This window comes from Enterobacter sp. BNK-14 (assembly GCF_047456095.1).
Taxonomy (GTDB): Bacteria; Pseudomonadota; Gammaproteobacteria; order Enterobacterales; family Enterobacteriaceae; genus Enterobacter; species Enterobacter kobei.
Map to the genome: position 1 here is coordinate 3,828,696 of NZ_CP179897.1, position 24,935 is coordinate 3,853,630.

The window sequence follows — 24,935 nt, forward strand, 5'->3', positions numbered from 1 at the left end:
CCGTATGACAACGTTGGACTGTTTTTCTGACGTCGGAGAAAAAATGAAATTTGAACTCGATACCACCGATGGCCGCGCGCGTCGCGGTCGTCTGGTGTTTGATCGCGGCGTGGTGGAAACCCCCGCGTTTATGCCTGTGGGTACGTACGGCACCGTAAAAGGGATGACGCCGGAAGAAGTTGAAGCCACTGGCGCACAAATTATCCTCGGTAACACCTTCCACCTGTGGCTGCGCCCGGGTCAGGAGATCATGAAGCTGCACGGTGACCTGCACGACTTCATGCAGTGGAAAGGCCCAATCCTGACCGATTCCGGCGGTTTCCAGGTTTTCAGCCTGGGGGATATCCGCAAGATCACCGAGCAGGGCGTTCACTTCCGTAACCCGATCAACGGCGATCCGATTTTCCTCGATCCAGAAAAGTCGATGGAGATTCAGTACGATCTCGGTTCTGACATCGTGATGATCTTCGACGAATGTACGCCATACCCGGCTGACTGGGACTACGCGAAACGCTCTATGGAGATGTCTCTGCGTTGGGCGAAGCGTAGCCGCGACCGTTTTGACTCCCTGCAGAACAAAAATGCGCTGTTCGGCATTATCCAGGGCAGCGTTTACGAAGATTTACGCGATATCTCCGTTAAAGGTCTGGTAGAGATAGGTTTTGATGGCTACGCTGTCGGCGGTTTGGCTGTGGGTGAGCCGAAGGAAGATATGCACCGCATTCTGGAGCATGTCTGCCCGCAAATCCCGGCGGATAAACCACGATACCTGATGGGGGTGGGTAAACCAGAAGATCTGGTGGAAGGCGTACGTCGCGGCATCGATATGTTCGACTGCGTCATGCCAACCCGTAACGCACGTAACGGTCATCTGTTCGTGACTGACGGCGTGGTGAAAATCCGTAACGCGAAGCATAAGAGTGACACCAGCCCGCTCGATTCCGAGTGCGATTGCTATACCTGTCGCAATTATTCCCGCGCGTATCTGCATCATCTCGATCGTTGCAACGAGATTTTGGGCGCGCGTCTCAATACCATTCATAATCTTCGTTATTATCAGCGCTTAATGGCTGGTTTACGTAAGGCTATCGAAGAGGGTAAATTAGAGAGCTTCGTGACCGATTTCTACCAACGTCAGGGGCGGGATGTACCACCGTTGAACGTTGTTTAATTTTAATAATGAGGGAATTTGAATGAGCTTTTTTATTTCTGATGCGGTAGCGGCAACAGGTGCTCCGGCGCAGGGCAGCCCGATGTCTCTGATCCTGATGCTGGTTGTGTTCGGTCTGATCTTCTACTTCATGATCCTCCGCCCACAGCAGAAGCGTACCAAAGAGCACAAAAAGCTGATGGACTCCATCGCGAAAGGCGATGAAGTGCTGACCAACGGTGGTCTGGTCGGTCGCGTAACCAAAGTGGCTGAAAGTGGCTACATTGCAATCGCCCTGAACGACACCACTGAAGTGGTTATCAAACGTGACTTCGTAGCTGCCGTTCTGCCGAAAGGCACCATGAAGGCGCTGTAATCCCAACTTTTCCCAAAGGGAACTGCCGTGTTAAACCGTTATCCTTTGTGGAAGTACATCATGCTGGTCGTCGTGATTCTCGTCGGCCTGCTGTACGCGCTTCCCAACCTGTATGGTGAGGATCCGGCCGTTCAAATCACTGGCGCGCGCGGTGTCGCCGCCAGTGAGCAAACGCTGATCCAGGTCCAGAAAACGTTACAAGAAGAAAAAATTACCGCTAAGTCTGTGGCTCTGGAAGAGGGTGCAATTCTTGCTCGCTTCGACACCACCGACACGCAGCTCCGCGCTCGCGAAGCGCTGATGGGCGTGCTGGGTGACAAATATGTCGTGGCGCTTAACCTTGCTCCTGCAACCCCGCGTTGGCTGGCTGCGCTGAACGCAGAGCCGATGAAACTGGGTCTTGACCTGCGTGGTGGTGTTCACTTCCTGATGGAAGTGGATATGGATACCGCGCTCGGCAAGCTGCAGGAACAGAATATCGACAGCCTGCGCAGCGATCTGCGCGACAAAGGCATCCCTTACACTACCGTGCGTAAAGAAGATAACTACGGTATGAGCATCACGTTCCGCGACAGTGCGGCGCGCGATCAGGCTGTAGATTACCTGACCCAACGTCACCGTGACCTGGTCATCACCTCTCAGGGCAGCAACCAGCTGCGCGCGGTGATGACCGATGCGCGTCTGAAAGAAGCGCGTGAATATGCCGTTCAGCAGAACATCAACATTCTGCGTAACCGTGTAAACCAACTGGGCGTGGCTGAGCCGCTGGTACAGCGTCAGGGTGCTGACCGTATCGTGGTTGAACTGCCGGGTATTCAGGACACTGCGCGTGCGAAAGAGATTCTGGGTGCGACCGCAACGCTGGAATTCCGTCTGGTTAACTCTAACGTCGATCAGTCCGCTGCCGCAGCAGGCCGTATTCCGGGTGACTCCGAAGTGAAACAGACCCGCGAAGGTCAGCCCGTTGTGCTGTACAAACGCGTCATTCTGACTGGTGACCATATTACCGACTCCACTTCCAGCCAGGACGAATACAACCAGCCGCAGGTTAACATCTCGCTGGATAGCGCGGGTGGTAACATCATGTCTAACTTCACCAAGGACAACATCGGTAAACCGATGGCCACCCTGTTCGTGGAGTACAAAGACAGCGGTAAGAAAGATGCGAACGGTCGTGCAGTGCTGGTGAAAGAGGAAGAGGTGATTAACATCGCCAATATCCAGTCTCGTCTGGGTAACAGCTTCCGTATTACCGGTATTAGCAACCCGAACGAAGCGCGTCAGCTCTCTCTGCTGCTGCGTGCCGGTGCGCTGATTGCGCCAATTCAGATTGTTGAAGAACGTACCATTGGTCCAACGCTGGGGATGCAGAACATCCAACAGGGTCTGGAAGCGTGTCTGGCCGGTCTGGTGGTCTCTATCCTCTTCATGATCTTCTTCTATAAGAAGTTTGGTCTGATTGCGACCAGTGCGCTGGTCGCCAACCTGGTGCTGATCATCGGCATTATGTCCCTGCTGCCAGGGGCGACGCTGACCATGCCGGGGATTGCGGGTATCGTTCTGACCCTTGCGGTGGCGGTCGACGCCAACGTACTGATTAACGAACGTATCAAAGAAGAGTTGAGCAACGGTCGCTCTGTTCAGCAGGCGATTGACGAAGGTTATAAAGGCGCGTTCAGCTCTATTTTCGATGCGAACGTAACAACACTGATTAAGGTTCTTATCCTGTATGCAGTGGGTACTGGCGCGATCAAAGGCTTTGCGATTACTACCGGTATCGGTGTCGCAACGTCAATGTTTACCGCTATTGTCGGCACCCGTGCCATCGTGAACCTGCTGTACGGCGGCAAGCGCGTCAAAAAGCTGTCTATCTGAGGAGTGCGTTGTGGCACAGGAATATACTGTTGAACAATTGAACCATGGCCGTAAAGTCTGGGACTTTATGCGCTGGGACTACTGGGCCTTCGGCATTTCAGGTTTACTGCTGATTCTGTCCATCGTCGTTATGGGCGTGAAAGGCTTTAACTGGGGTCTGGATTTCACCGGTGGTACGGTTATCGAGATCTCCCTGGAAAAACCGGTCGATATGGACCAGATGCGTCTGTCTCTGCAGAAAGCCGGCTTTGAAGAGCCGCTGCTGCAGAACTTCGGCAGCAGCCGTGACATCATGGTGCGTATGCCGCCGGTACACGATGCTAACGGCAGCCAGGAGCTAGGCAGCAAGGTTGTTAACGTGATTAACGAAACAACCAGCCAGAACGCGGCGGTCAAGCGTATTGAGTTTGTCGGCCCGAGCGTGGGTGCGGACCTGGCGCAGACCGGTGCAATGGCGCTGCTGGTGGCGCTGATCTCCATCCTGGTGTACGTCGGTTTCCGCTTCGAGTGGCGACTGGCGGCCGGGGTGGTTATCGCCCTGGCGCACGACGTGGTGATCACCATGGGGGTTCTGTCGCTGTTCCACATTGAGGTTGACCTGACCATCGTGGCATCTCTGATGTCCGTTATCGGTTACTCACTGAACGACAGTATCGTGGTATCTGACCGTATCCGTGAAAACTTCCGTAAGATCCGTCGCGGTACGCCGTACGAAATCTTTAACGTGTCGTTGACCCAGACGCTGCACCGTACCCTGATCACCTCCGGTACCACTTTGATGGTGATCCTGATGCTGTTCCTGTTCGGTGGCCCGGTACTGGAAGGCTTCTCGCTGACCATGCTGATTGGTGTCTCCATCGGTACGGCGTCGTCTATCTACGTCGCATCCGCACTGGCATTGAAACTCGGCATGAAGCGCGAGCACCTGCTCCAGCAGAAGGTTGAGAAAGAAGGGGCGGATCAGCCGTCCATTCTGCCGTAAGGCGTCGAATAGCGTGTTATCGAAATCCCGGTCGGTTGACCGGGATTTTTTTTATCTGCTCCTGACAAACACTCCTGACAAACACTCCTGACAGTATGCTGTCAGGAGCCCTGTCGTAGACTCTTTTCGAACCCAAACAACAGTCAGGAGGATGTATGAAAAGTGTGATTAACTGGTTTGAAATTCCCGTGGTAGATATGGATCGCGCCATCAAATTTTATGAGCCAGTCATGCAGGTCCAGCTGAGACGTGAGAAAATGGACATGGCAGAGCTCGCGGTATTCCCGCATGACGATCCGGCCACCGGCGGCGCGCTGGCAAAATTTGAGGGCGTTTCGCCGTCGCAGCAGGGCGCTATTATCTATCTGCATACGGATAACCTGACGGCTACGCTCGATCGCATTGCCTCCGCGGGCGGCGAGTGCGTGTTTGGCCCGCTGGAACTGCCGGATGGTATTGGCACCATTGCTTTGTTTATCGACAGCGAAGGTAACCGCGTCGGCCTCCATCAACCTGCCTGAGAGCGTAATACGATATGACCCGACGCGCTGACCGTTTGTTTCAGATTGTGCAAATCCTGCGGGGCAGGCGTCTGACGACGGCAGCGCATCTGGCGGACAGGCTTGGCGTCTCCGAGCGCACGGTCTACCGCGATATCCGCGATCTGTCGCTCTCCGGCGTGCCGGTGGAAGGCGAAGCGGGAAGCGGATACCGGCTGATGTCGGGTTTTGATCTGCCGCCTCTGATGCTGACAAATAAGGAGTCTGAGGCGCTGATCGTCGCAATTCGCCTGCTCAAGACCTGGGGAGGAGAATCGCTGTCGCGCGAGCTGGAGTCGGCCCAGGAGAAAGTGCTGGCGATCCTGCCTGAGGAGAGTCGTCGAAAGGCGGAGCAGACGCGGATTTATGCCCCGGATTTCTGCATGCAAAGCCACTCCCGCAGCGATTTTGACATGATTCATCAGGCAATTTCCGCCCAGCACGTGCTGGCGTTGCATTACCGTGATGAAGCCGGGCAGCTTTCAAAGCGTGAGGTTCAGCCGCTGGGCTTGTTCTTCTGGGGAGAGCGTTGGCTGCTGGCGGCGTGGTGTGAACGGCGCGATGACTATCGCTGTTTCCGACTCGACAGATGTCTCAATATCGTGCAGACGGAGAGACGGTTTAGCGAAAGTGCGGACAGGTCTCTGGCGGATTTTTTGCGCAAGGTTAAGCAATAAAAAGCCAGCTCTTGAGCTGGCTTTTTTGCCCGGCGGCGAGGTAAAAGCAAAACGGCAACGTATGTTGCCGTTTTTAGTATTTGTTCCCTCTCCCTGTGGGAGAGGGGCAGGGTGAGGGCATCAGCCCGCACAGTCCCGCACGGGTTAGAAGTTGTAACCCACCACCAGGTAGCCACCCCATCCGGTAGAACGAACGCTGAAATCGCCGTTGCCGAAGTTCAGGCTGGCATCGTCGTTCCACTGACCACCGTTGTGCCAGTAACGCGCAACCACGGAATAGTGCCAGTGATCGTAGTTCAGCGCCAGGATGTGGCTGGACGCGATAGAATCATTGGTACGTGCTTTCTTACCGTTCAGATCGCGGAAGTCGTTATCGCCCAGGTCTGAGCCCCAGTCAAAGTTGGTGAAGCCGATATAGCTCAGGTTGCCGCCCCACAGCTGAGTGATTGGCACAAAGTATTTCACTTTGAAACGGTAGCCGTCCCACTCGTTTTCGTTTGCCGCACCGTAGTTCTGCCACTGGTACTTAGCATAAACGTTCAGGGACAGGCTCATTGGCAGGCCAGTATCGATGTCCGTACCCAGACCCATGTACCAGGTGCTCTGACGACCGGACTTGTTGCGGCCCATATCGTAGATGTAGTTGTTTGCGAAGTACCACTCTTTGAACGGACCAAAGCTCAGATCGGTACCGGTCAGCTTGTCGATAGAGAAGCGTGGTTCGATTTCCATAAACAGCGGAGAACCGTGGTTCCAGATACCTTTTGCATCGGTGTTACCGCCGAAGAAGACCGGAGCATCCATGTAGCCGTAGAAATCAAACCAGTCTTTCTTGGCAAATGCTTCGTATTCCAGGTAGGTGTCGTTGCGGATCTGTGGTCCGAAACGGGTGTGATAGCTACCAACCACGTTAACGCTCTGGTGCCACCAGTCGGAGAGATATTGTGGTTTGTCGTTTTCCGCTGCGTTAACAGTGAAAGAGGAGGACAGTGCCAGCACGGCGCCAGCTGCGAGTAATGTTTTTTTCATAATCATGCCACTGATTGAAATTCCCTTCCGGGAGTGAAAAATGCGCGAATTGCGTTTCTAAATATTTCGTGTTTCTGCGGAGCCTATTATAGGAATCCTTGCTCACAAAAATATGTGTTGTTTCACATATCTATCACACGCGTAATCGATTGCGTTCACGTTTGCGTACTTTAAACGGCCGGGATTGTAGCGGCAATCATTTATGTTGCCAATCCATACGAAATGTAAATGTTAGCGGAGTGACATTTCACTCCGCTCAGAAGGAAGGGTTTACTGCGCGGCGGGTTGGATGTCGTGAATGCGGATAAAGCCTAACTGTTCTGGCGTAAGGCCGCTTAACTGCAGCGGAATATCCACATCACTGGGCGCTAAAACGCTGGCCGGGGCGGTGAAGAGCTGGTTCTTCACGTTCACTTCCTGGTAATTCTCCGTCGTGCCCTGGATCTGTCCCCACTCAACGGTGCCGCTAAAAGCGGGCAGCGGATCGTTGGATTCTCCCTGAATGCGCAATGTTGCGCGCGTACCATCTGCATTCGCTGCCACATTGACCAGCGACATTTTCAGCGTGCCAATCTGGCTATTCAGCCGCGCAGGTGTGTTCGCGCCAGGCAGCAGGTATACCCCGCTGCTGGATTTGGCGTTCAGCGCGTTTTGCTGGGTGATCTTCACCGTTTCTTTGTTCAGTTTGTCCATCGCCGTATTAAGTGTATTCACACTCTGTTTCATCTGACGGACTTCGGTTTGCTGTGCACAGGCACTGAGGGTGAAGAGGCTCCCCACCAGTAAAATTCTCAGGTAACGTCTTGTCATAGCGTTTATTTCCTTGAAATAACGGATCTCCCTAATGGTAGCCAGCAACGTGCCGTCAGACATAGATCCTTTGTCTCAAAAAGCTCTTCCTTTGTTGTCAGGCCAGATCAGGGTAAAATGAAACTCAGTTAACCGGATAACAGGGATACCGTATGCATTGCCCATTCTGCTCCGCTGTGGATACCAAAGTCATCGACTCGCGTCTTGTAGGCGAAGGGTCATCCGTACGCCGTCGTCGGCAGTGTCTGGTGTGCAACGAGCGTTTTACGACCTTTGAGGTTGCTGAGCTGGTAATGCCGCGCGTGGTAAAAAGTAACGATGTGCGCGAGCCGTTTAACGAAGAGAAGCTGCGTAGCGGGATGCTGAAGGCCCTGGAAAAACGTCCCGTCAGCGCGGATGACGTCGAAATGGCGTTAAACCACATAAAATCTTATCTTCGTGGTCTGGGCGAGCGCGAGGTGCCAAGCAAGATGATCGGCAACCTGGTGATGGAGCAGCTGAAAAAGCTCGATAAGGTCGCCTATATCCGCTTCGCCTCTGTCTACCGCAGTTTCGAAGATATCAAAGAGTTTGGCGAAGAGATCGCCCGCTTACAGGATTAAGCTCATGCAGGATGAGATTTACATGGCGCGAGCCATGAAGCTGGCGCAGCGCGGGCGTTTTACTACCCATCCCAATCCGAACGTCGGGTGCGTGATCGTTAAAGATGGCGAGATCGTGGGGGAGGGGTTCCACTATCGTGCCGGCGAGCCGCACGCCGAGGTCCATGCGTTGCGGATGGCAGGTGAGAAGGCACGCGGTGCCACCGCCTACGTAACGCTGGAGCCCTGCAGCCACCACGGGCGTACCCCACCGTGCTGCGACGCGCTGATTGCTGCGGGGGTTTCCCGCGTGGTGGCATCGATGCAGGATCCGAATCCGCAGGTTGCCGGACGCGGTCTGTATCGCCTGCAGCAGGAAGGCATTGACGTCAGTCATGGGCTGATGATGCAGGACGCCGAAGCGATCAACAAAGGCTTTCTGAAGCGCATGCGCACCGGGTTCCCGTATATCCAGCTTAAGCTGGGCGCCTCGCTGGACGGTCGTACGGCGATGGCAAACGGTGAAAGCCAGTGGATCACCTCGCCCCAGGCAAGGCGCGATGTGCAACGTCTTCGCGCGCAAAGCCATGCTATCCTCACCAGCAGTGAAACCGTTCTGGCTGACGATCCGGCTATGACCGTGCGCTGGGACGAACTGAATGCCGATACTCAGGCGCTTTACCCGCAGGAGAACCTGCGTCAGCCGCTGCGTATTGTCATTGATAGCCAGAACCGCATAACGCCGGAACATCGCATCGTGCAGCAGCCGGGTGAAACCTGGATTGCCCGTACCAAAGAAGATACGCGCGAATGGCCAGAGGGCGTGCGTAGCATTATGGTACCTGAGCACAACGGTCGCCTCGACTTAGTGGTGCTGATGATGCTGCTCGGCAAGCAGCAGGTGAACAGCATCTGGGTAGAAGCGGGACCCACGCTCGCGGGTGCGCTGTTGCAGGCCGGGCTGGTGGATGAACTGATTGTATACGTTGCGCCTAAACTGTTAGGCCACGACGCGCGCGGCCTGTTTGTGCTGCCTGGCCTTGAAAAACTGGCCGACGCACCGCAACTCACATTCAGCGAGATTCGTCCTGTAGGCCCGGATGTCTGCCTCCATTTAACGACAGCGTAATTGCTCCTGAAATAGGGAAGCAGTGCGCAAAGTATTATGATAAAATCCGCCCCCCTGCGGGGCCAAATGAACCCGTAAAGGAAGAGTATGAACATTATTGAAGCTGCTGTAGCTACCCCGGACGCTCGCGTCGCCATCACCATTGCGCGTTTCAACAACTTCATCAACGACAGCCTGCTGGAAGGTGCGATTGACGCCCTGAAACGTATCGGTCAGGTGAAAGATGAGAACATTACCGTTGTTTGGGTTCCAGGCGCTTACGAGCTGCCACTGGCAGCGGGCGCGCTGGCGAAAACCGGTAAATACGACGCGGTGATCGCGCTGGGTACTGTTATTCGTGGCGGCACTGCGCACTTCGAATACGTTGCGGGCGGTGCAAGCAATGGTCTGGCACACGTTGCGCAGGATGCTGAAATTCCTGTCGCGTTCGGCGTGCTGACCACCGAAAGTATTGAACAAGCCATCGAACGTGCTGGCACCAAAGCCGGTAACAAAGGTGCAGAAGCTGCACTGACCGCGCTTGAAATGATCAATGTATTGAAAGCCATCAAGGCCTGATTTTTTTGTAAGGGGAATTCCGTGAAACCTGCTGCTCGTCGCCGCGCCCGTGAATGTGCCGTTCAGGCACTTTACTCCTGGCAGTTGTCCCACAACGACATCGCCGATGTTGAGTACCAGTTCCTGTCAGAACAGGACGTGAAAGACGTCGATGTTCTGTACTTCCGTGAACTGCTGTCGGGAGTGGCGACTAATAGCGCGTATCTCGATGGTCTGATGAAGCCATACCTGTCCCGTCTGCTCGAAGAGCTGGGTCAGGTGGAAAAAGCAGTGTTGCGTATCGCGCTGTTTGAGCTGTCTAAACGTGATGATGTGCCGTACAAAGTGGCCATCAACGAAGCGATCGAACTGGCAAAAACCTTCGGCGCTGAAGACAGCCACAAATTTGTTAACGGCGTTCTTGATAAAGCTGCACCTGCGATCCGTCCCCACAAAAAGTGATCCGCAAACCGGAGTCCTGCATTGCCTGACGGGCAGTGCGGCTCCGGTTTTTTCTTTTATTTGCTGAGGCATAACGTATGGCATGCGGCGAATTCTCCCTGATTGCCCGTTATTTCGACCGTGTCAGAACCTCTCGTCTTGATGTTGAAACCGGCATTGGCGATGACTGTGCACTTCTCAATATTCCTGAAAAACAGACGCTGGCAATCAGCACCGACACCTTAGTGTGCGGACGTCATTTTTTACCCGATATCGATCCTGCCGATCTGGCGTATAAAGCGCTGGCGGTCAACGTCAGCGATCTGGCCGCGATGGGTGCCGATCCGGCATGGCTAACGCTGGCCCTGACGCTGCCCGAGGTCGATGAAACCTGGCTTGAAGCCTTTAGCGATGCGCTGTTTGAACAGCTGAACTACTACGATATGCAGCTGATTGGCGGTGATACTACTGCAGGGCCGCTGTCGATGACGCTGGCGATCCATGGCTATGTGCCCCTCGGTCGGGCGCTCAAACGCTCGGGCGCAAAACCAGGTGACTGGATCTACGTGACCGGTACACCGGGAGACAGCGCTGCGGGGCTGGCTATTCTTCAGGATCGCTTGACCGTGAAGGATGCTGACGACGCGGCGTATCTGGTGAAACGCCATCTGCGACCCACCCCGCGTATTCTGCATGGGCAGGCGCTACGGGAACGGGCAAGCTCGGCTATCGATCTCTCCGACGGGCTGATCTCCGATCTTGGCCATATTCTGAAGGCCAGCGGCGTGGGCGCGCGCATCGACCTGGATCTGTTCCCGCTATCAGAGCAACTGCTTCGCCACGTGGAGCCTGAGCAGGCCCTGCGCTGGGCGCTTTCCGGTGGTGAGGATTACGAACTGTGCTTCACGGTACCTGAGCTGAACCGTGGCACGCTGGATGTGGCGTTAGCGCATCTCGGCGCGAAATTTACCTGCATCGGGCAGATCATGCCGGAGAGCGAAGGGCTGAAGTTTGTGCAGGACGGTGCCCCGGTCACGCTCGACTGGAAAGGGTACGATCACTTCAGTTAATTTTGTGCGCTCTGTATTGCCGGGTGGCGGCTCCGCCTTACCCGGCCTACGGATTTCGTTCCCTCTCCCATTTTTAAGCAGCAATAAGGTTATTTAAGAACGATGTAAGGCTTTCAGCGATGCTCTGGTCCGGCTGTAAATCGCTGAGGCGTTTCCGTAAGGCCGGGGCGAGGCGCATGGATGCGCCGAGAGGGCGGGCTTTACAGGGACGTTACCTCCGCCCGTACCCGATAAGCCGGAAGGAATAAGCCGAAGGCACCGCGAAGCGGCGATTTACCGCCGGGAGCCCGGGTTGCCAGGGTGGTGGCGATTGAGCCACCCTGGCACGTTCACTGGTCATGTCGTTACAGAGTAGCAAGGAACATAAAGTGAACGGAATGACCACCACAGCCGTATGTTCCCCCTCACCCCAGCCCTTTGGGACAGGGTTAGAATGAGGGCTTATTTAAACCCCACCACCGGATGCTGCTGATACGGCGTTTCGAGCTCGGCAATCTGCTCCGGCGTCAGGGATAAATCCACTGCACTCAGCAGTTCATCCAGCTGTTCTTCCCTGGACGTCCCGATAATCGGTGCCGCGACCCCGCGCTTACTCAGCAGCCACGCCAGCGCCACCTGTGCGCGGGTGGCTCCCGTATCGTCGGCAATCCCGGCTAAGCGTTCGGCAATTAACGCATCGCTGGCTTCTGTACCGTCGTAGAGATTTTTTCCGACTTCATCTGAGACCAGACGAGCCGTGGTTTCTCCCCATGGACGGGTTAAACGTCCGCGCGCCAGCGGGCTCCACGGGATCACCGCCACGCCCTCCTGATAGCACAGTGGCAGCATCTCACGTTCTTCTTCACGATAGATCAGGTTGTAGTGATCCTGCATGGTGACAAAACGCGCCCAGCCGTGCTGCGCCTGGAGATCCAGCGCCTGTGCAAACTGCGACGCATGCATAGACGACGCGCCGATATAGCGAGCTTTACCGGCTTTCACCACCTCGTTGAGCGCTTCAAGCGTCTCCTCGATCGGCGTGTTGTAATCCCAGCGGTGAATTTGCAGCAGGTCGACGTAATCCATGTTCAGGCGTCTAAGGCTGTCATCAATAGAGCGCAGGATCTGCGCGCGAGAAAGGCCCTGAGTCAGGTCACCTGACGGGTAGTACACCTTGGTGGCGACCACAATGTCATCCCGACGCGCAAAGTCACGCAGGGCACGACCGACAATCTCCTCGCTGCTGCCGTCGGAGTAGCTGTTGGCGGTGTCGAAGAAGTTAATGCCGCCCTCGATAGCGCGTTTAATAATCGGACGGCTACTCTCTTCCGGCAACGTCCAGGCGTGGTTCCCTCGTTCGGGCTCGCCAAAAGTCATACAGCCCAGGCAAAGCCGGGAAACCTTAAGGTCGGTTTTTCCTAATGTGGTGTATTGCATGGTTCCGCTCCTGCTGTTTAAACAATACGTTTAAGCATAGCAGGAGCGAAAAAGGGGAGGGATTAGTCCAGCCAGGCGCGGATTTTGGCTTCAATACCGGCGGCGTCCAGGCCAATAGCCGCACGGGCTTCATCCTGGGTACCCTGAGGAATGAAATGATCCGGCAGGCCGAGGTTCAACACCGGCACGACGTTGCGGTTTGCCATCAGCACCTCGTTCACGCCGCTTCCCGCACCGCCCATGATGGCGTTTTCTTCCAGGGTGACCAGCACGTCATGCGTCTCGGCCAAATTCAAAATCAGAGATTCGTCGAGCGGCTTCACGAAGCGCATATCCACCAGGGTAGCGTTTAGCGTTTCAGCGACCTTCGCAGCTTCTGGCATCAGCGTACCGAAGTTCAGGATCGCCACTTTCTCACCGCGACGTTTCACCAGACCTTTACCGATCGTCAGTTTTTCCAGGGGTTTCAGCTCAACGCCCAACGCATTGCCGCGTGGGTAGCGCACCGCACTAGGGCCATCCTGATAGTGATAGCCGGTAAACAGCATCTGACGACATTCGTTTTCGTCGCTTGGCGTCATGATGACCATATCCGGAATACAGCGCAGGAACGACAGATCGAATGCGCCCTGGTGCGTCTGACCGTCAGCGCCGACGATGCCCGCACGGTCGATCGCAAACAGCACCGGCAGCTTCTGGATGGCCACGTCATGAATCACCTGATCGTAGGCGCGCTGCAGGAAGGTAGAATAGATAGCGACCACCGGCTTGTAACCGCCAATGGCCAGGCCCGCTGCGAACGTCACCGCATGCTGCTCGGCAATCGCCACGTCAAAATACTGGTCAGGGTATTTTCTGGAGAACTCCACCATGCCGGAGCCTTCACGCATGGCCGGGGTGATCGCCATCAGCTTGTTGTCTTTCGCGGCGGTTTCACACAGCCAGTCGCCGAAGATTTTGGAATAGCTCGGCATACCGCCGCTGCTTTTTGGCAGACAGCCGCTGGACGGGTCGAATTTTGGTACCGCGTGGAAGGTGATCGGATCTTTTTCCGCCGGTTCGTAGCCACGCCCTTTTTTGGTCATGATATGCAGGAACTGCGGGCCTTTCAGGTCGCGCATGTTCTTGAGGGTGGTGACCAGGCCCAGCACGTCATGGCCGTCAACCGGGCCAATATAGTTAAAGCCCAGCTCTTCAAACAGCGTACCCGGCACGACCATGCCTTTGATGTGTTCTTCGGTGCGCTTGAGCAGCTCTTTAATCGGCGGTACGCCGGAAAAGACTTTTTTACCGCCTTCACGCAGCGAGGAGTAAAGCTTACCGGAAAGCAGCTGCGCCAGATGGTTGTTCAGCGCACCGACGTTCTCGGAAATCGACATTTCGTTATCGTTGAGGATAACCAGCATGTCCGGTTTGATATCACCCGCATGGTTCATGGCCTCAAAGGCCATCCCGGCGGTGATAGCACCGTCACCAATCACGCAGACGGTGCGGCGCTGTTTATTCTCTTTTTCGGCGGCAACGGCAATACCGATGCCCGCAGAAATGGAGGTGGAGGAGTGGCCGACGCTCAGCACGTCATACTCGCTCTCACCGCGCCACGGGAACGGATGCAGGCCACCTTTCTGACGAATGGTGCCAATTTTATCGCGACGTCCGGTCAGAATTTTGTGCGGATAGGCCTGGTGGCCCACGTCCCAGATAAGCTGATCGAACGGCGTGTTATAGACATAGTGCAGCGCCACGGTCAGTTCTACCGTGCCAAGCCCGGAGGCGAAATGGCCGCTTGAGCGGCTTACGCTGTCGAGCAGGTAGCGACGCAGCTCGTCGCACAGCTTCGGCAGGCTCTCTTTCGGCAACAGACGCAACTCCTGGGTGGAGTCAACTAACGCCAGTGTCGGGTATTTGGCAATATCAAAACTCATCAAAGGCTCATCGAGATATATAGTTTATTTATCACGCTGGATTATATAGTCCGCTAGCGCTTCCAGTGCCGAGGTATCCAGCGATTGTGCGGCCAGTACATTTAGCGACTGGCGGGCATCGTCAATCAGATCCCGGGCTTTACGTTGGGCTTGCTCAAGACCCAGCAGGGCGGGGTAGGTACTTTTGCCAAGCTGCTGGTCCGCACCCTGACGTTTACCCAATGTTGCAGTATCGCCCACCACATCCAGAATGTCATCCTGAACCTGGAATGCCAGACCGATACTTTCTGCGTATCTGTCCAGCGTCGGCAAGGCTTTGCGCCCTTGTTCACCCGCGCTCAGCGCGCCCAGGCGAACGGCAGAACGAATCAATGCCCCGGTTTTGTGGCGATGAATACGCTCCAGCTGTTCCAGATTAACCTGACGTCCTTCCGCTTCAAGATCCAGCGCTTGTCCGCCGCACATGCCGGCCACGCCGCTGGCCATCGCCAGTTCGGAAATCATTGCCAGGCGGTCACGGTCAGCCACTTCCGCCATCGGCGCATCGCTCAAAATAGAGAACGCCAGCGTTTGCAGGGCATCGCCCGCCAGAATGGCATTCGCTTCGCCAAACTTGATATGGCAGGTAGGTTGACCGCGACGCAGGTCGTCGTCGTCCATCGCCGGTAAATCATCGTGGATCAGCGAATAGGCATGGATGCACTCAACGGCGGCAGCCGGGGCGTCCAGCGTGTTATCGCTGATACCAAACATATTGCCTGTGGCGTACACCAGGAACGGGCGCAGGCGCTTTCCACCCAAGAGTGCGCCATAGTGCATGGCCTCAACCAGAGGAGTGTTCTGAAAAGGCTGTGGTGCAATAAAACGGCGCAGGGCGTCGTTGGCGCGAACTACACGCGCCTGAAGCTCGTTGGCAAAATCCATTTACTCGGCGTCCGGTGTGAAAGGCGTAGTTTTCGCGTCTTCGCTGTCGGAAAGCAGGATCTGCACGCGCTGCTCGGCCTGCTGCAGTTTGACCTGCCCCTGTCGCGCCAGCTGCACGCCACGTTCGAATTCGTTGAGCGCCTCTTCCAGCGGGAGATCGCCGCTCTCAAGACGGGTAACGATTTGCTCCAGTTCACTCAGCGCAGTTTCGAAACTGGCCGGTGCGTCGTTCTTCTTCGGCATAGTGAATTGACTCTTATATTCTTCGCCCCGACATGGTAACGGACTCGGGCGGATAAGCAAATAACGCGCAATGTGCACAGGAGCGGCGCGATGGTGGTATACTTGCGCGCCTGGATGCAGCCACGGGTGTGGGCTGCTGTACTCTTTTCCATTACAAGCCTTAATACGCTTGCCTAAGAAACATTGCCGCCATGAAGTTTATCATTAAATTGTTCCCTGAAATCACCATCAAAAGCCAATCTGTGCGTTTGCGCTTTATTAAAATTCTCACCGGGAACATTCGTAACGTATTAAAGCACTACGACGAAACGCTCGCCGTGGTGCGCCACTGGGACCACGTTGAAGTCCGTGCGAAAGACGAAAACAAACGTCAGGATATTCGCGACGCGCTGACCCGTATTCCGGGGATCCACCATATTCTGGAAGTGGAAGACGTCCCGTTCAGCGATATGCACGATATCTTCGAGAAAGCGCTGGTTCAGTACCGCGATCAGATCGAAGGCAAAACCTTCTGCGTACGCGTGAAACGTCGCGGCAAGCACGAATTCAGCTCCATTGAAGTGGAACGTTACGTTGGCGGCGGTTTGAACCAGCACGTCGAGTCTGCGCGCGTGCGTCTGACGCACCCGGACGTGACGGTTAACCTGGAGATCGAAAACGATCGCCTGCTGCTGGTGAAAGGTCGTTATGAAGGTATCGGCGGTTTCCCGATCGGCACCCAGGAAGATGTCTTGTCTCTGATCTCCGGCGGCTTCGACTCCGGCGTTTCCAGCTATATGCTGATGCGCCGCGGCTGTCGCGTCCATTACTGCTTCTTTAACCTGGGCGGTGCGGCGCATGAAATCGGCGTTCGCCAGGTCGCGCATTACCTGTGGAACCGCTTCGGCAGCTCCCACCGCGTGCGTTTTGTGGCGATCAACTTCGAGCCGGTAGTGGGCGAAATTCTTGAGAAAGTGGACGACGGCCAGATGGGCGTTATCCTGAAGCGCATGATGGTACGTGCGGCATCCAAAGTGGCTGAGCGCTACGGCGTGCAGGCGCTGGTCACCGGCGAAGCGCTGGGGCAGGTCTCCAGCCAGACGCTGACCAACCTGCGTCTGATCGACAACGTCTCTGATACGCTGATCCTGCGTCCGCTGATCTCCCACGATAAAGAGCACATCATCGATCTGGCACGTGAAATCGGCACCGAAGATTTTGCCCGTACCATGCCGGAATACTGCGGTGTGATCTCAAAAAGCCCGACCGTCAAAGCGGTGAAGGCGAAGATCGAAGCCGAAGAAGAGCACTTCGATTTCAGCATCCTGGATAAAGTGGTGGCGGAAGCGTCCAATATTGATATCCGCGAAATCGCCCAGCAGACCGAGCAGGACGTCGTCGAAGTGGAAACCGTAAGCGGTTTCGGCGCTAACGATGCGATTCTGGATATCCGCTCTATTGATGAGCAGGACGACAAGCCGCTGCAGGTGGAAGGCGTTGAAGTGGTGTCGCTGCCGTTCTACAAGCTGAGCACCAAATTTGGCGATCTCGACCAGAGCAAAACGTATCTGCTGTGGTGTGAGCGTGGGGTGATGAGCCGCCTGCAGGCACTGTATCTGCGCGAGCAGGGCTTTGCGAATGTGAAGGTGTATCGCCCGTAGTTTTTTGCCCGGGAATGCGGCCTGATGCCCTCACCCCGGCCCTCTCCCGCGGGGAGAGGGAGAAAACATAAAAAACGGCAACCTTTGGTTGCCGTTTTGCTTTAACCTGGCGCCACCCGGCTTTTTTACGCACTACTCTTCATAGTAGTTATAAATTCCCGCCGGCATCACCAGCGATGATGCCACCTCGTACGCTTTTTCGCGCCCGACCAGCAGGTCAATAATCTTCAAACCAAAATCAATCGCGGTGCCGGGGCCCTGGCTGGTCAGCAGGTTGACGCGTGGATCCCACACGACGCGTTTGTCCACCCACTGGTCTTCCGGGATGGTCTGCTTCAGACCGGGGTAGCCGGTCATATTGCCGATAGGGAAAATATCGTGCGGAACCAGCACTGTTCCGGCGGCGGCACAGATGGCGGCGACGATACGACCCGATAAGTGGAACTGACGCACGGTCTCGACCAGCAGCGGGCTGTCGCGAAAATATTCCGCACCCTTCAGGCCACCGGGCAGGACGATGATGTCGTAATCCCCGTCGGCCACCTGCACAAGCGGCGCATCCGCAAGCAGTTTCACGCCGCGCGAGCAGGTCACCGCCAGACTGCCATCGCTGGCAACGCTGGCGACCGTCACCTCAATACCGCCGCGCACCATCAAATCAATGGTGGTGACCGCTTCTGTCTCTTCGCTACCAGGGGCGAGGCAGATCAGTGCCGACGCGCTCATATTCACTCTCCTTACGTTTAACCAGGTCATACAAACGGGCGTTTTCCGGCACGGCGATGCCATGTGCTCGGGCACGTTTTAGCAGATAGCCGGTAATGTAGTCGATTTCTGTGTGGCGTAATGCCCGGACATCCTGCAACATTGAGGAGATATTTTCTGCCGTACTCTCAATAACCTGCTCGACATAACCGCGCAAATCCTCTGCCGAGGTATGCAGACCTTCCCGCTCAATGACCGACGCGACTTCAGCACACAGTGATGCAACCTCCTGCGGATGGTTTTTCAGCTCCCCATTCGGGCAGTTCCACAGTGCCGTCAGCGGATTGATCACGCAGTTCACGGCAAGCTTGCGCCAGAGTTGAGGGCGAATAGTGTTATGCCAGGCGACGTCCGGCAACACCTTCTGCAGCACATCGGCAAGATAACTGTAGTCGCCATCCTGTGTTCTGGCCGGTCCCATATGGGTCACGCCGCTGGCGACGTGCACGATGATGTTGCCGTCGCGACGGGCTGCTTGCGTGGTTGTCGCCATCAGCAGGGGCTGCGGGACGCTTTTCAGCTCATCAATGGTCCCCATGCCGTTATGCAGCAGCAGTATAGGGGAAGTGGAGGGGAGTTGCGCAGCCAGCGTCTTCACCGCGTCTGAGACCTGCCACGCTTTAAGCGTCACCAGTAACAGGTCACTTTGCGCCAGGAAATCGGGATCGTTCGCGGTGAGGGATTCGTTAAAGATGCTTCCGTCTTCACCAATCAGGTTTACACTGCAATAGGGCTGGGGCACGCGCAGCCAGCCCTGAACCTCATGTCCGTGCTTGCACAGCGCGGTCAGCCATAGCTGACCAAGCGCTCCGCATCCGAGCACTGTAATTTTCATTGTTCCTCCTCACCTGCAACTGCGCCAGGTGTTACAGCTTAATTATACAGCTAAGCTTCTGTTGAGTTATGCCTCGTAGCGGGTATTATGCAACGCAACAAAAGTGAAGGGAGAAGAAAAGATGCCATCTTTCGATATTGTTTCCGAAGTTGATATCCAGGAAGTTCGCAACGGCGTTGAGAACGCAACCCGCGAAGTTGAGTCACGTTTCGATTTTCGTGGCGTTGAGGCGTCGTTTGAGCTGAACGACGCAAATAAGACCATTAAGGTGCTGAGCGAGTCTGATTTCCAGGTGAATCAGCTGCTCGACATTTTGCGCGCCAAGCTGTTAAAACGCGGCATTGAAGGGGCCTCTCTGGATGTGCCGGAAGAGTTTGTGCACAGCGGTAAAACCTGGTTCGTTGAAGCTAAACTGAAGCAGGGCATTGAAAGCGCGGTGCAGAAGAAGATCGTGAAGCTCATTAAAGACAGCAAGCTGAAGGTGCAGGCGCAGATCCAGGGTGAAGAGATTCGCGTCACCGGCAAGTCCCGCGATGACCTGCAGTCCGTGATGGCGCTGGTGCGTGGCAGCGATCTGGGACAACCGTTCCAGTTTAAAAACTTCCGCGATTAATACCAAAAAGCCCGGTTCAACCGGGCTTTTTTCATGCTTTCAGGGCCTGCTCCACTTCGAAGCGGTTGGTCATTTTGCTGTCTATCTTGACGTAAGCGCTGCGCTCTTCCGGGACAATCAGGACCTCCGTCACACCCTCTTTTGCTTCCAGACGCTGTTTCAGCGCGTCGCTAATCTGAACATCATCCGGGATTTCTACCCGCAGGCTGCTCACGTAGCGCGGCTCTTTCATGGTACTGGCGACCAGCAGCCAGACTGTCGCCAGCAGTGCGCCCGCGAGAAACACGGTTTGAGAGTCAAACAGACCGTCCACCCAGCCGCCAAGCGAGCCGCCAATGGCCACGCCGAGGAACTGGCTGGTGGAGTAGATGCCCATCGCCGTGCCTTTGTAACCGGCAGGGGACTCTTTGCTGATCAGCGACGGCAGCAGGGCTTCCATCAGGTTAAACGCCAGGAAGAACAGCTGCACGCCGGCAATCAGCTCCCAAAAGTGCGGGCCGGCACCCCAGAGCACAATCTCAGCTATCAGCAACAGTGCTACGCAGCCAATAAAGACGCGCTTCATCTTGCGCTTCACTTCAGCGTAGATGATGAATGGCACGACGGAGACAAAGGAAATCAGCATCGTGACCAGATAGATTTTCCAGTGCTCGGCTGCCGGGAAGCCCGCAGCGGCCAGCTGGCCGGGAAGGGCGACAAAGGTCGACATCAGCAGGATGTGCAGACACATAATGCCGAAGTTAAGCTTCAGCAGGCGTGGCTCAACCAGCACTTTGCTGAAGCAGCCCTTTACCATTCCCGATTCACGGTTGAGGACGTGGTTTTTGCTGTCCGGGACGACCCACAGGGTTAAGGCAATACCGAGGGTTGCCAGCACGGCAATCATCCAGAACAGCGCGTGCAGGCCAAGCGCATGGGTGATTATCGGGCCCAGTACCATCGCAATGGCGAAGGTGACGCCAAAGCTAACGCCGATGAACGCCATCGCTTTAGTCCGGTTCTGTTCGCGGGTGAGATCGGACAACAGCGCCATCACGGCGGCAGCAATCGCGCCGGAGCCCTGAAGGGCGCGGCCAAGAATAATCCCCCAGATGGAGTGGGAGAGGGCGGCAATCACACTGCCCAGAACAAAAATAAGCAGGCCACCGACAATCAGTGGCTTGCGGCCAACCCGGTCAGAGAGCAGGCCAAACGGGATCTGGAAGACCGCCTGGGCCAGACCGTAAATGCCAATGGCCAGGCCAATCAATGCCTCGCTCGCCCCCTGCAGCGCCATGCCGTAGGTGGTCAGAACAGGCAGGACCATAAACATGCCGAGCATCCGTAGCGAGAAGACAGTCCCTAAGCCCCAGGTCGCGCGTAGCTCGCCTGGCGTCATTTTATAATCGTTCATTACCACCTCAGTTCAAAAGCAGGCCATAGTGTAGTGCGGGGAAGGGGCGGGGTAAATAAGGGCTTATTTAACAAATATTACATGCGTTATTAATTGATTTTGTGAATAAAAAAGGGTGCCGAAGCACCCTTTTATTGACCTGTTGTCGCTTACCAGACGTAAGTCAGCAGGTTGTGCGAATCTGGCACCATGAAATCCACGGACATCATCACGGACAGAGAAGTGATGGCGACAATGGAGAACACAAACAGCTTACGTGCCCAGACTTTGTCATCTTCCACTTTGTATCCGCGCAGCGCCATGCCAAGCCACCAGACGCTCACCGCAGCCGCTACCGCCAGATATTTATACCCGGCGTAACCACCCAGAGAGAGCATCAGCGTTGCCACGGCAAAGGCGATGATGTAAAGCGTGATGTGGTTCTTGGCAACCGAAATGCCCTTCACGACCGGCAGAACCGGGATGTTCGCTGCCTGATAATCCTTAAAGCGGAAAATCGCGATGGCATAGGAGTGCGGCATCTGCCACAGGCTAAAGATAGCCAGCAGGATCAGCGCACCGCTGTCGAACTCGTTCGTGACGGCGCAGTAGCCAATCACCGGCGGCGCAGCGCCGGAGAGAGAACCAATCAGCGTGCCGTAGACGGAGTGACGTTTCATATACAGGCTGTAGACGCCCACATAGACCACGAACCCCATCACCCCCAGCCAGCAGGCCAGTGGGTTAGCACCAAACCACAGCAGCATAAAGCCAGCAATACCCAGCAAGGTGGCGTACACCAGCGAGACGGAAGGGGCGATCAGGCCTTTCACCAGCACCCGATTTTTGGTCCTTTCCATCTTCTTGTCGATATCCATGTCGATGTAGTTGTTAAATACACAACCGGACGCAACAACCAGTGACACACCGACCAGCGTGTAAATAAAGAGGGCGTAATCAATGCTGCCTTTAGAGGCCAGCAGGAACCCTCCGATCACGGAGATCAGGTTGCCAAAGATGATGCCTGGTTTCGTTACTTGCAGGTATTGCTTAAACATACTCGCCGCTCTTAGTGAACCATCATGTTGTAGTTGAGGTTCCACATAATCCAGATGGAACCGACTACCAGGATAGCGATGATAATCACGGTAAAGATAAAGGCCGTCATGTTCCAGCCTTCATCGGACTTGGTGTTCATGTGCAGGAAGCAAACCAGATGCACCAGAATCTGAATCACCGCGGTCACCAGGATTGCTCCCAGGATAACCGGTTTAGACGCAGAACCGCTCATCACCATCCAGAACGGGATCACCGTCAGGATGATCGACAGGATGAAACCTGTCATGTAGGTTTTTACGCTGCCATGGGAAGCGCCATGATCGTTAGAATGACTCATTACATCGCCCCCATCAGATAGACAACAGAGAACACACAGATCCACACCACGTCCAGGAAGTGCCAGAACAGGCTCAGGCACAGGATACGGGTACGGTTAGTGCTGGTCAGGCCGCGACGGGAGATCTGGAACATCAGTACTGCCATCCAGATCAGACCCGAGGTCACGTGCAGACCGTGGGTACCGACCAGCGCGAAGAACGCGGACAGGAAGCCACTGCGATCCGGACCAAAGCCTTCCATAATCAGGTGATGGAATTCATAGATTTCCATCCCGATAAATCCAGCACCAAACAGCCAGGTCAACGCCAGCCAGGAGACAACCTGGCTCTTGTTGTTTTTGTACATGGCGATAGCCGCCATGCCGTAGGTGATAGAGCTGAATAACAGCAGTGCGGTTTCAACCAGAACGAACGGCAGTTCAAAGATGTCCTTGCCGGTCGGGCCGCCCGCTGTGCCGTTCACCAGAACGGCATAGGTCGCGAACAGACAGCAGAACAGAATGCAGTCGCTCATCAGGTAGATCCAGAAACCGAAGACTTTGGTCGGTCCTGTATCGTGGTGCGCATGTTCATGCGCGTGGGCAGTTGAGTGCGCCAGAGTATCAGTTGCCATTTTTCAGCCCCGCTTTAGAAATCTCGTCGAAATGCTGATTTTCCAGCTTTTCAACTTCACGGACTGGTACGTAGTAGTCCACGTCCTCGTCAAAGCTCTTCACAATCCAGCTGATTACGATGCCAGCGAAGCCAACAATCGCCATCCACCAGATGTGCCAGATCATTGCGAAACCAAATACCGTAGCGAAGGCGGCAATGACAATGCCCGCACCGCTGTTTTTCGGCATATGGATCTCTTCGTAATGAGCAGGTTGCTTGTACGCTTCACCTTTTTCTTTCATTTCCCAGAATGCGTCGCGTTCATGAACCTGCGGCACGATGGCAAAGTTATAGAAAGGCGGTGGAGAAGAGGTCGCCCACTCCAGCGTACGGCCACCCCATGGGTCACCGGTCAGGTCACGGTTCTGATCGCGGTCGCGAATAGACACGTAGAACTGAATCAGCTGAGACGCGATACCGCAGGCAATCAGCACCGCACCGCCCGCTGCAACCATCAGCATTGGGTGGAACTGCGGATCGATCTGCTGGCTCAGACGACGGGTCATACCCATGAAGCCCAGCACGTACAGCGGCATAAATGCCACGAAGAAGCCGATGATCCAGAACCAGAACGCGCGTTTACCCCATTTCTCGTTCAGCGTGAAGCCGAACGCTTTTGGCCACCAGTAGGTTACGCCCGCGAAGCAGCCGAAGACCACGCCACCGATGATAACGTTATGGAAGTGCGCAATCAGGAACAGACTGTTGTGCAGAACGAAGTCAGCACCTGGTACCGCCAGCAGTACACCGGTCATCCCACCTACGGAGAAGGTCACGATGAAGCCGATGGTCCACAGCATCGCTGAGTGGAACACGATACGGCCCTGGTACATGGTGAACAGCCAGTTGAAGATCTTCACCCCGGTCGGGATGGCGATAATCATAGTAGTGATACCGAAGAAGGCGTTTACGTTCGCGCCCGCACCCATGGTGAAGAAGTGGTGCAGCCAAACGATGAACGACAGAACGGTAATACACACGGTTGCCCACACCAGAGAGGTGTAACCAAACAGACGTTTACGCGAGAAGGTTGCCGCGATTTCGGAGAACACACCGAAGACAGGCAGAACCAGGATGTACACTTCCGGGTGACCCCAGGCCCAAATCAGGTTGATGTACATCATCATGTTGCCACCCATATCATTCGTGAAGAAATGGGTGCCCAGGTAGCGGTCCAGGGTCAGCAGCGCGATGGTGACGGTCAGAATTGGGAAAGAGGCAATAATCAGGATGTTGGCGCACAGAGATGCCCAGGTAAATACCGGCATCTTGAACATGGTCATGCCAGGGGCACGCATCTTGATAATGGTCACGAAGAAGTTGATACCGGTCAGGGTGGTACCGACACCGGAGAGCTGAAGCGCCCAGATCCAGTAGTCAACGCCAACGCCCGGACTGTACTCAATTCCTGATAGCGGCGGGTATGCCAGCCAGCCGGTCTGCGCGAATTCGCCCACACCCAGTGACAGGTTAACCAGGATAACGCCGACAACCGTGAACCAGAAGCTCAGGTTGTTCAGGAACGGGAACGCCACGTCGCGCGCGCCGATTTGCAGCGGAACGACCACGTTCATCAGACCGATAACCAGCGGCATCGCTACGAAGAAGATCATGATAACGCCGTGAGCGGTAAAGATCTGATCGTAGTGGTGCGGCGGCAGGAAGCCGGCTTCACCCGCAGAAGCGAGTGCTTGCTGGCTACGCATCATGATCGCATCCGCAAAGCCACGAATTAACATGACGATACCGACGATGCAGTACATGATACCGAGTTTTTTGTGGTCAACCGAAGTCAGCCACTCGTTCCACAGGTAGCTCCACTTACCGAAGTAAGTGATCAGGGCCAGTAAGGCCGCGCCACCAATGATAATTGCAGCCACCGTAACCACGATAATCGGTTCATGGTAGGGCACTGCATCCAGTGTCAATTTTCCGAACATTTTCTTCCTCGGCCC

General features: G+C 55.4%; 26 protein-coding genes. 13 read left to right on the plus strand and 13 right to left on the minus strand.

Features of this window, described 5'->3' with window-relative positions:
- Positions 1–43: 43 nt before the first annotated feature.
- The 6 genes from tgt to ACMGGM_RS18140 all read left to right on the plus strand — a co-directional run bounded on the left by tgt (position 44) and on the right by ACMGGM_RS18140 (position 5,599).
- Complete coding sequence (gene tgt, locus ACMGGM_RS18115) at positions 44–1,171, plus strand: tRNA guanosine(34) transglycosylase Tgt (protein ID WP_059372393.1); 1,128 nt, start codon at positions 44–46, stop codon at positions 1,169–1,171.
- A gap of 22 nt (positions 1,172–1,193) precedes the next feature.
- The gene (gene yajC / locus ACMGGM_RS18120) at positions 1,194–1,526 is read left to right on the plus strand and encodes a preprotein translocase subunit YajC (protein WP_000007630.1); all 333 of its coding nucleotides are present in this window, start codon (positions 1,194–1,196) and stop codon (positions 1,524–1,526) included.
- A gap of 27 nt (positions 1,527–1,553) precedes the next feature.
- The gene (gene secD / locus ACMGGM_RS18125; RefSeq protein ID WP_071890803.1) at positions 1,554–3,401 is read left to right on the plus strand and encodes a protein translocase subunit SecD; all 1,848 of its coding nucleotides are present in this window, start codon (positions 1,554–1,556) and stop codon (positions 3,399–3,401) included.
- Positions 3,402–3,411: 10 nt separating this feature from the next.
- On the plus strand, positions 3,412–4,383 hold the full coding sequence (gene secF / locus ACMGGM_RS18130; RefSeq protein ID WP_014882752.1) for a protein translocase subunit SecF: 972 nt from the start codon (positions 3,412–3,414) through the stop codon (positions 4,381–4,383).
- Between the two features lie 155 nt (positions 4,384–4,538).
- Entirely contained in the window at positions 4,539–4,904 is a 366-nt protein-coding gene (locus tag ACMGGM_RS18135) for a VOC family protein (protein WP_014882753.1), read from the plus strand.
- A 14-nt stretch (positions 4,905–4,918) separates the two neighbouring features.
- Positions 4,919–5,599, plus strand: coding sequence for a helix-turn-helix transcriptional regulator (locus tag ACMGGM_RS18140; protein ID WP_014882754.1), 681 nt, complete (start codon positions 4,919–4,921; stop codon positions 5,597–5,599).
- A 144-nt stretch (positions 5,600–5,743) separates the two neighbouring features.
- On the opposite strand, the gene ACMGGM_RS18145 is transcribed toward ACMGGM_RS18140, so the two are convergent.
- Entirely contained in the window at positions 5,744–6,628 is an 885-nt protein-coding gene (locus tag ACMGGM_RS18145) for a nucleoside-specific channel-forming protein Tsx (protein WP_014882755.1), read from the minus strand.
- Positions 6,629–6,898: 270 nt separating this feature from the next.
- On the minus strand, positions 6,899–7,438 hold the full coding sequence (locus ACMGGM_RS18150; RefSeq protein ID WP_014882756.1) for a DUF3251 domain-containing protein: 540 nt from the start codon (positions 7,436–7,438) through the stop codon (positions 6,899–6,901).
- 152 nt (positions 7,439–7,590) lie between these two features.
- Here ACMGGM_RS18150 and nrdR point away from each other — a divergent pair, with 152 nt between their 5' ends.
- The 5 genes from nrdR (at position 7,591) to thiL (ending at position 11,196) form a co-directional block, all read left to right on the plus strand.
- Complete coding sequence (nrdR, locus tag ACMGGM_RS18155) at positions 7,591–8,040, plus strand: transcriptional regulator NrdR (RefSeq protein ID WP_008503337.1); 450 nt, start codon at positions 7,591–7,593, stop codon at positions 8,038–8,040.
- A 4-nt stretch (positions 8,041–8,044) separates the two neighbouring features.
- Positions 8,045–9,148, plus strand: coding sequence for a bifunctional diaminohydroxyphosphoribosylaminopyrimidine deaminase/5-amino-6-(5-phosphoribosylamino)uracil reductase RibD (gene ribD / locus ACMGGM_RS18160; RefSeq protein ID WP_032637351.1), 1,104 nt, complete (start codon positions 8,045–8,047; stop codon positions 9,146–9,148).
- A gap of 87 nt (positions 9,149–9,235) precedes the next feature.
- A complete protein-coding gene (ribE, locus tag ACMGGM_RS18165) occupies positions 9,236–9,706 on the plus strand; it encodes a 6,7-dimethyl-8-ribityllumazine synthase (protein ID WP_014882758.1) in 471 nt (156 codons plus the stop codon).
- A gap of 21 nt (positions 9,707–9,727) precedes the next feature.
- Positions 9,728–10,147: a transcription antitermination factor NusB gene (gene nusB, locus ACMGGM_RS18170; protein WP_014882759.1), complete on the plus strand. Its 420-nt coding sequence runs from the start codon at positions 9,728–9,730 to the stop codon at positions 10,145–10,147.
- Between the two features lie 77 nt (positions 10,148–10,224).
- Positions 10,225–11,196 (plus strand): thiamine-phosphate kinase, encoded by a 972-nt coding sequence (thiL, locus tag ACMGGM_RS18175; RefSeq protein ID WP_045134716.1) that lies wholly within the window; start codon positions 10,225–10,227, stop codon positions 11,194–11,196.
- 441 nt (positions 11,197–11,637) lie between these two features.
- On the opposite strand, the gene ACMGGM_RS18180 is transcribed toward thiL, so the two are convergent.
- The 4 genes from ACMGGM_RS18180 to xseB form a co-directional block, all read right to left on the minus strand.
- Complete coding sequence (locus ACMGGM_RS18180) at positions 11,638–12,612, minus strand: aldo/keto reductase (protein ID WP_014882761.1); 975 nt, start codon at positions 12,610–12,612, stop codon at positions 11,638–11,640.
- Positions 12,613–12,674: 62 nt separating this feature from the next.
- On the minus strand, positions 12,675–14,537 hold the full coding sequence (gene dxs / locus ACMGGM_RS18185) for a 1-deoxy-D-xylulose-5-phosphate synthase (protein ID WP_023332229.1): 1,863 nt from the start codon (positions 14,535–14,537) through the stop codon (positions 12,675–12,677).
- A gap of 24 nt (positions 14,538–14,561) precedes the next feature.
- Positions 14,562–15,461: a (2E,6E)-farnesyl diphosphate synthase gene (ispA, locus tag ACMGGM_RS18190; protein WP_014882763.1), complete on the minus strand. Its 900-nt coding sequence runs from the start codon at positions 15,459–15,461 to the stop codon at positions 14,562–14,564.
- Positions 15,462–15,704, minus strand: coding sequence for an exodeoxyribonuclease VII small subunit (gene xseB / locus ACMGGM_RS18195; RefSeq protein WP_008503331.1), 243 nt, complete (start codon positions 15,702–15,704; stop codon positions 15,462–15,464). It abuts the gene before it with no gap.
- Between the two features lie 191 nt (positions 15,705–15,895).
- On the opposite strand from xseB, the gene thiI reads away from it, so the two are divergent.
- Positions 15,896–17,344, plus strand: coding sequence for a tRNA uracil 4-sulfurtransferase ThiI (thiI, locus tag ACMGGM_RS18200; RefSeq protein WP_014882764.1), 1,449 nt, complete (start codon positions 15,896–15,898; stop codon positions 17,342–17,344).
- 132 nt (positions 17,345–17,476) lie between these two features.
- Here thiI and yajL read toward each other — a convergent pair whose 3' ends face one another.
- Positions 17,477–18,070, minus strand: a complete 594-nt coding sequence (yajL, locus tag ACMGGM_RS18205) for a protein deglycase YajL (RefSeq protein ID WP_014882765.1) — start codon at positions 18,068–18,070, stop codon at positions 17,477–17,479.
- Complete coding sequence (gene panE, locus ACMGGM_RS18210) at positions 18,033–18,944, minus strand: 2-dehydropantoate 2-reductase (protein WP_023332230.1); 912 nt, start codon at positions 18,942–18,944, stop codon at positions 18,033–18,035. Before panE ends, yajL begins: the two co-directional genes overlap by 38 nt.
- A 121-nt stretch (positions 18,945–19,065) precedes the next feature.
- On the opposite strand from panE, the gene ACMGGM_RS18215 reads away from it, so the two are divergent.
- Positions 19,066–19,557: a YajQ family cyclic di-GMP-binding protein gene (locus tag ACMGGM_RS18215; protein ID WP_023332231.1), complete on the plus strand. Its 492-nt coding sequence runs from the start codon at positions 19,066–19,068 to the stop codon at positions 19,555–19,557.
- A gap of 31 nt (positions 19,558–19,588) precedes the next feature.
- On the opposite strand, the gene ACMGGM_RS18220 is transcribed toward ACMGGM_RS18215, so the two are convergent.
- The 5 genes from ACMGGM_RS18220 to cyoB form a co-directional block, all read right to left on the minus strand.
- Entirely contained in the window at positions 19,589–20,950 is a 1,362-nt protein-coding gene (locus tag ACMGGM_RS18220) for an MFS transporter (protein ID WP_023332232.1), read from the minus strand.
- 149 nt (positions 20,951–21,099) lie between these two features.
- The gene (cyoE, locus tag ACMGGM_RS18225) at positions 21,100–21,987 is read right to left on the minus strand and encodes a heme o synthase (protein ID WP_014882769.1); all 888 of its coding nucleotides are present in this window, start codon (positions 21,985–21,987) and stop codon (positions 21,100–21,102) included.
- 11 nt (positions 21,988–21,998) lie between these two features.
- Positions 21,999–22,325 (minus strand): cytochrome o ubiquinol oxidase subunit IV, encoded by a 327-nt coding sequence (locus ACMGGM_RS18230; RefSeq protein WP_006176899.1) that lies wholly within the window; start codon positions 22,323–22,325, stop codon positions 21,999–22,001.
- On the minus strand, positions 22,325–22,939 hold the full coding sequence (locus ACMGGM_RS18235) for a cytochrome o ubiquinol oxidase subunit III (protein ID WP_008503324.1): 615 nt from the start codon (positions 22,937–22,939) through the stop codon (positions 22,325–22,327). The genes ACMGGM_RS18230 and ACMGGM_RS18235 overlap by 1 nt, the downstream gene beginning before the upstream one ends.
- Positions 22,929–24,920 (minus strand): cytochrome o ubiquinol oxidase subunit I, encoded by a 1,992-nt coding sequence (cyoB, locus tag ACMGGM_RS18240; RefSeq protein WP_014168864.1) that lies wholly within the window; start codon positions 24,918–24,920, stop codon positions 22,929–22,931. Before cyoB ends, ACMGGM_RS18235 begins: the two co-directional genes overlap by 11 nt.
- Between the last annotated feature and the right edge of the window lie 15 nt (positions 24,921–24,935).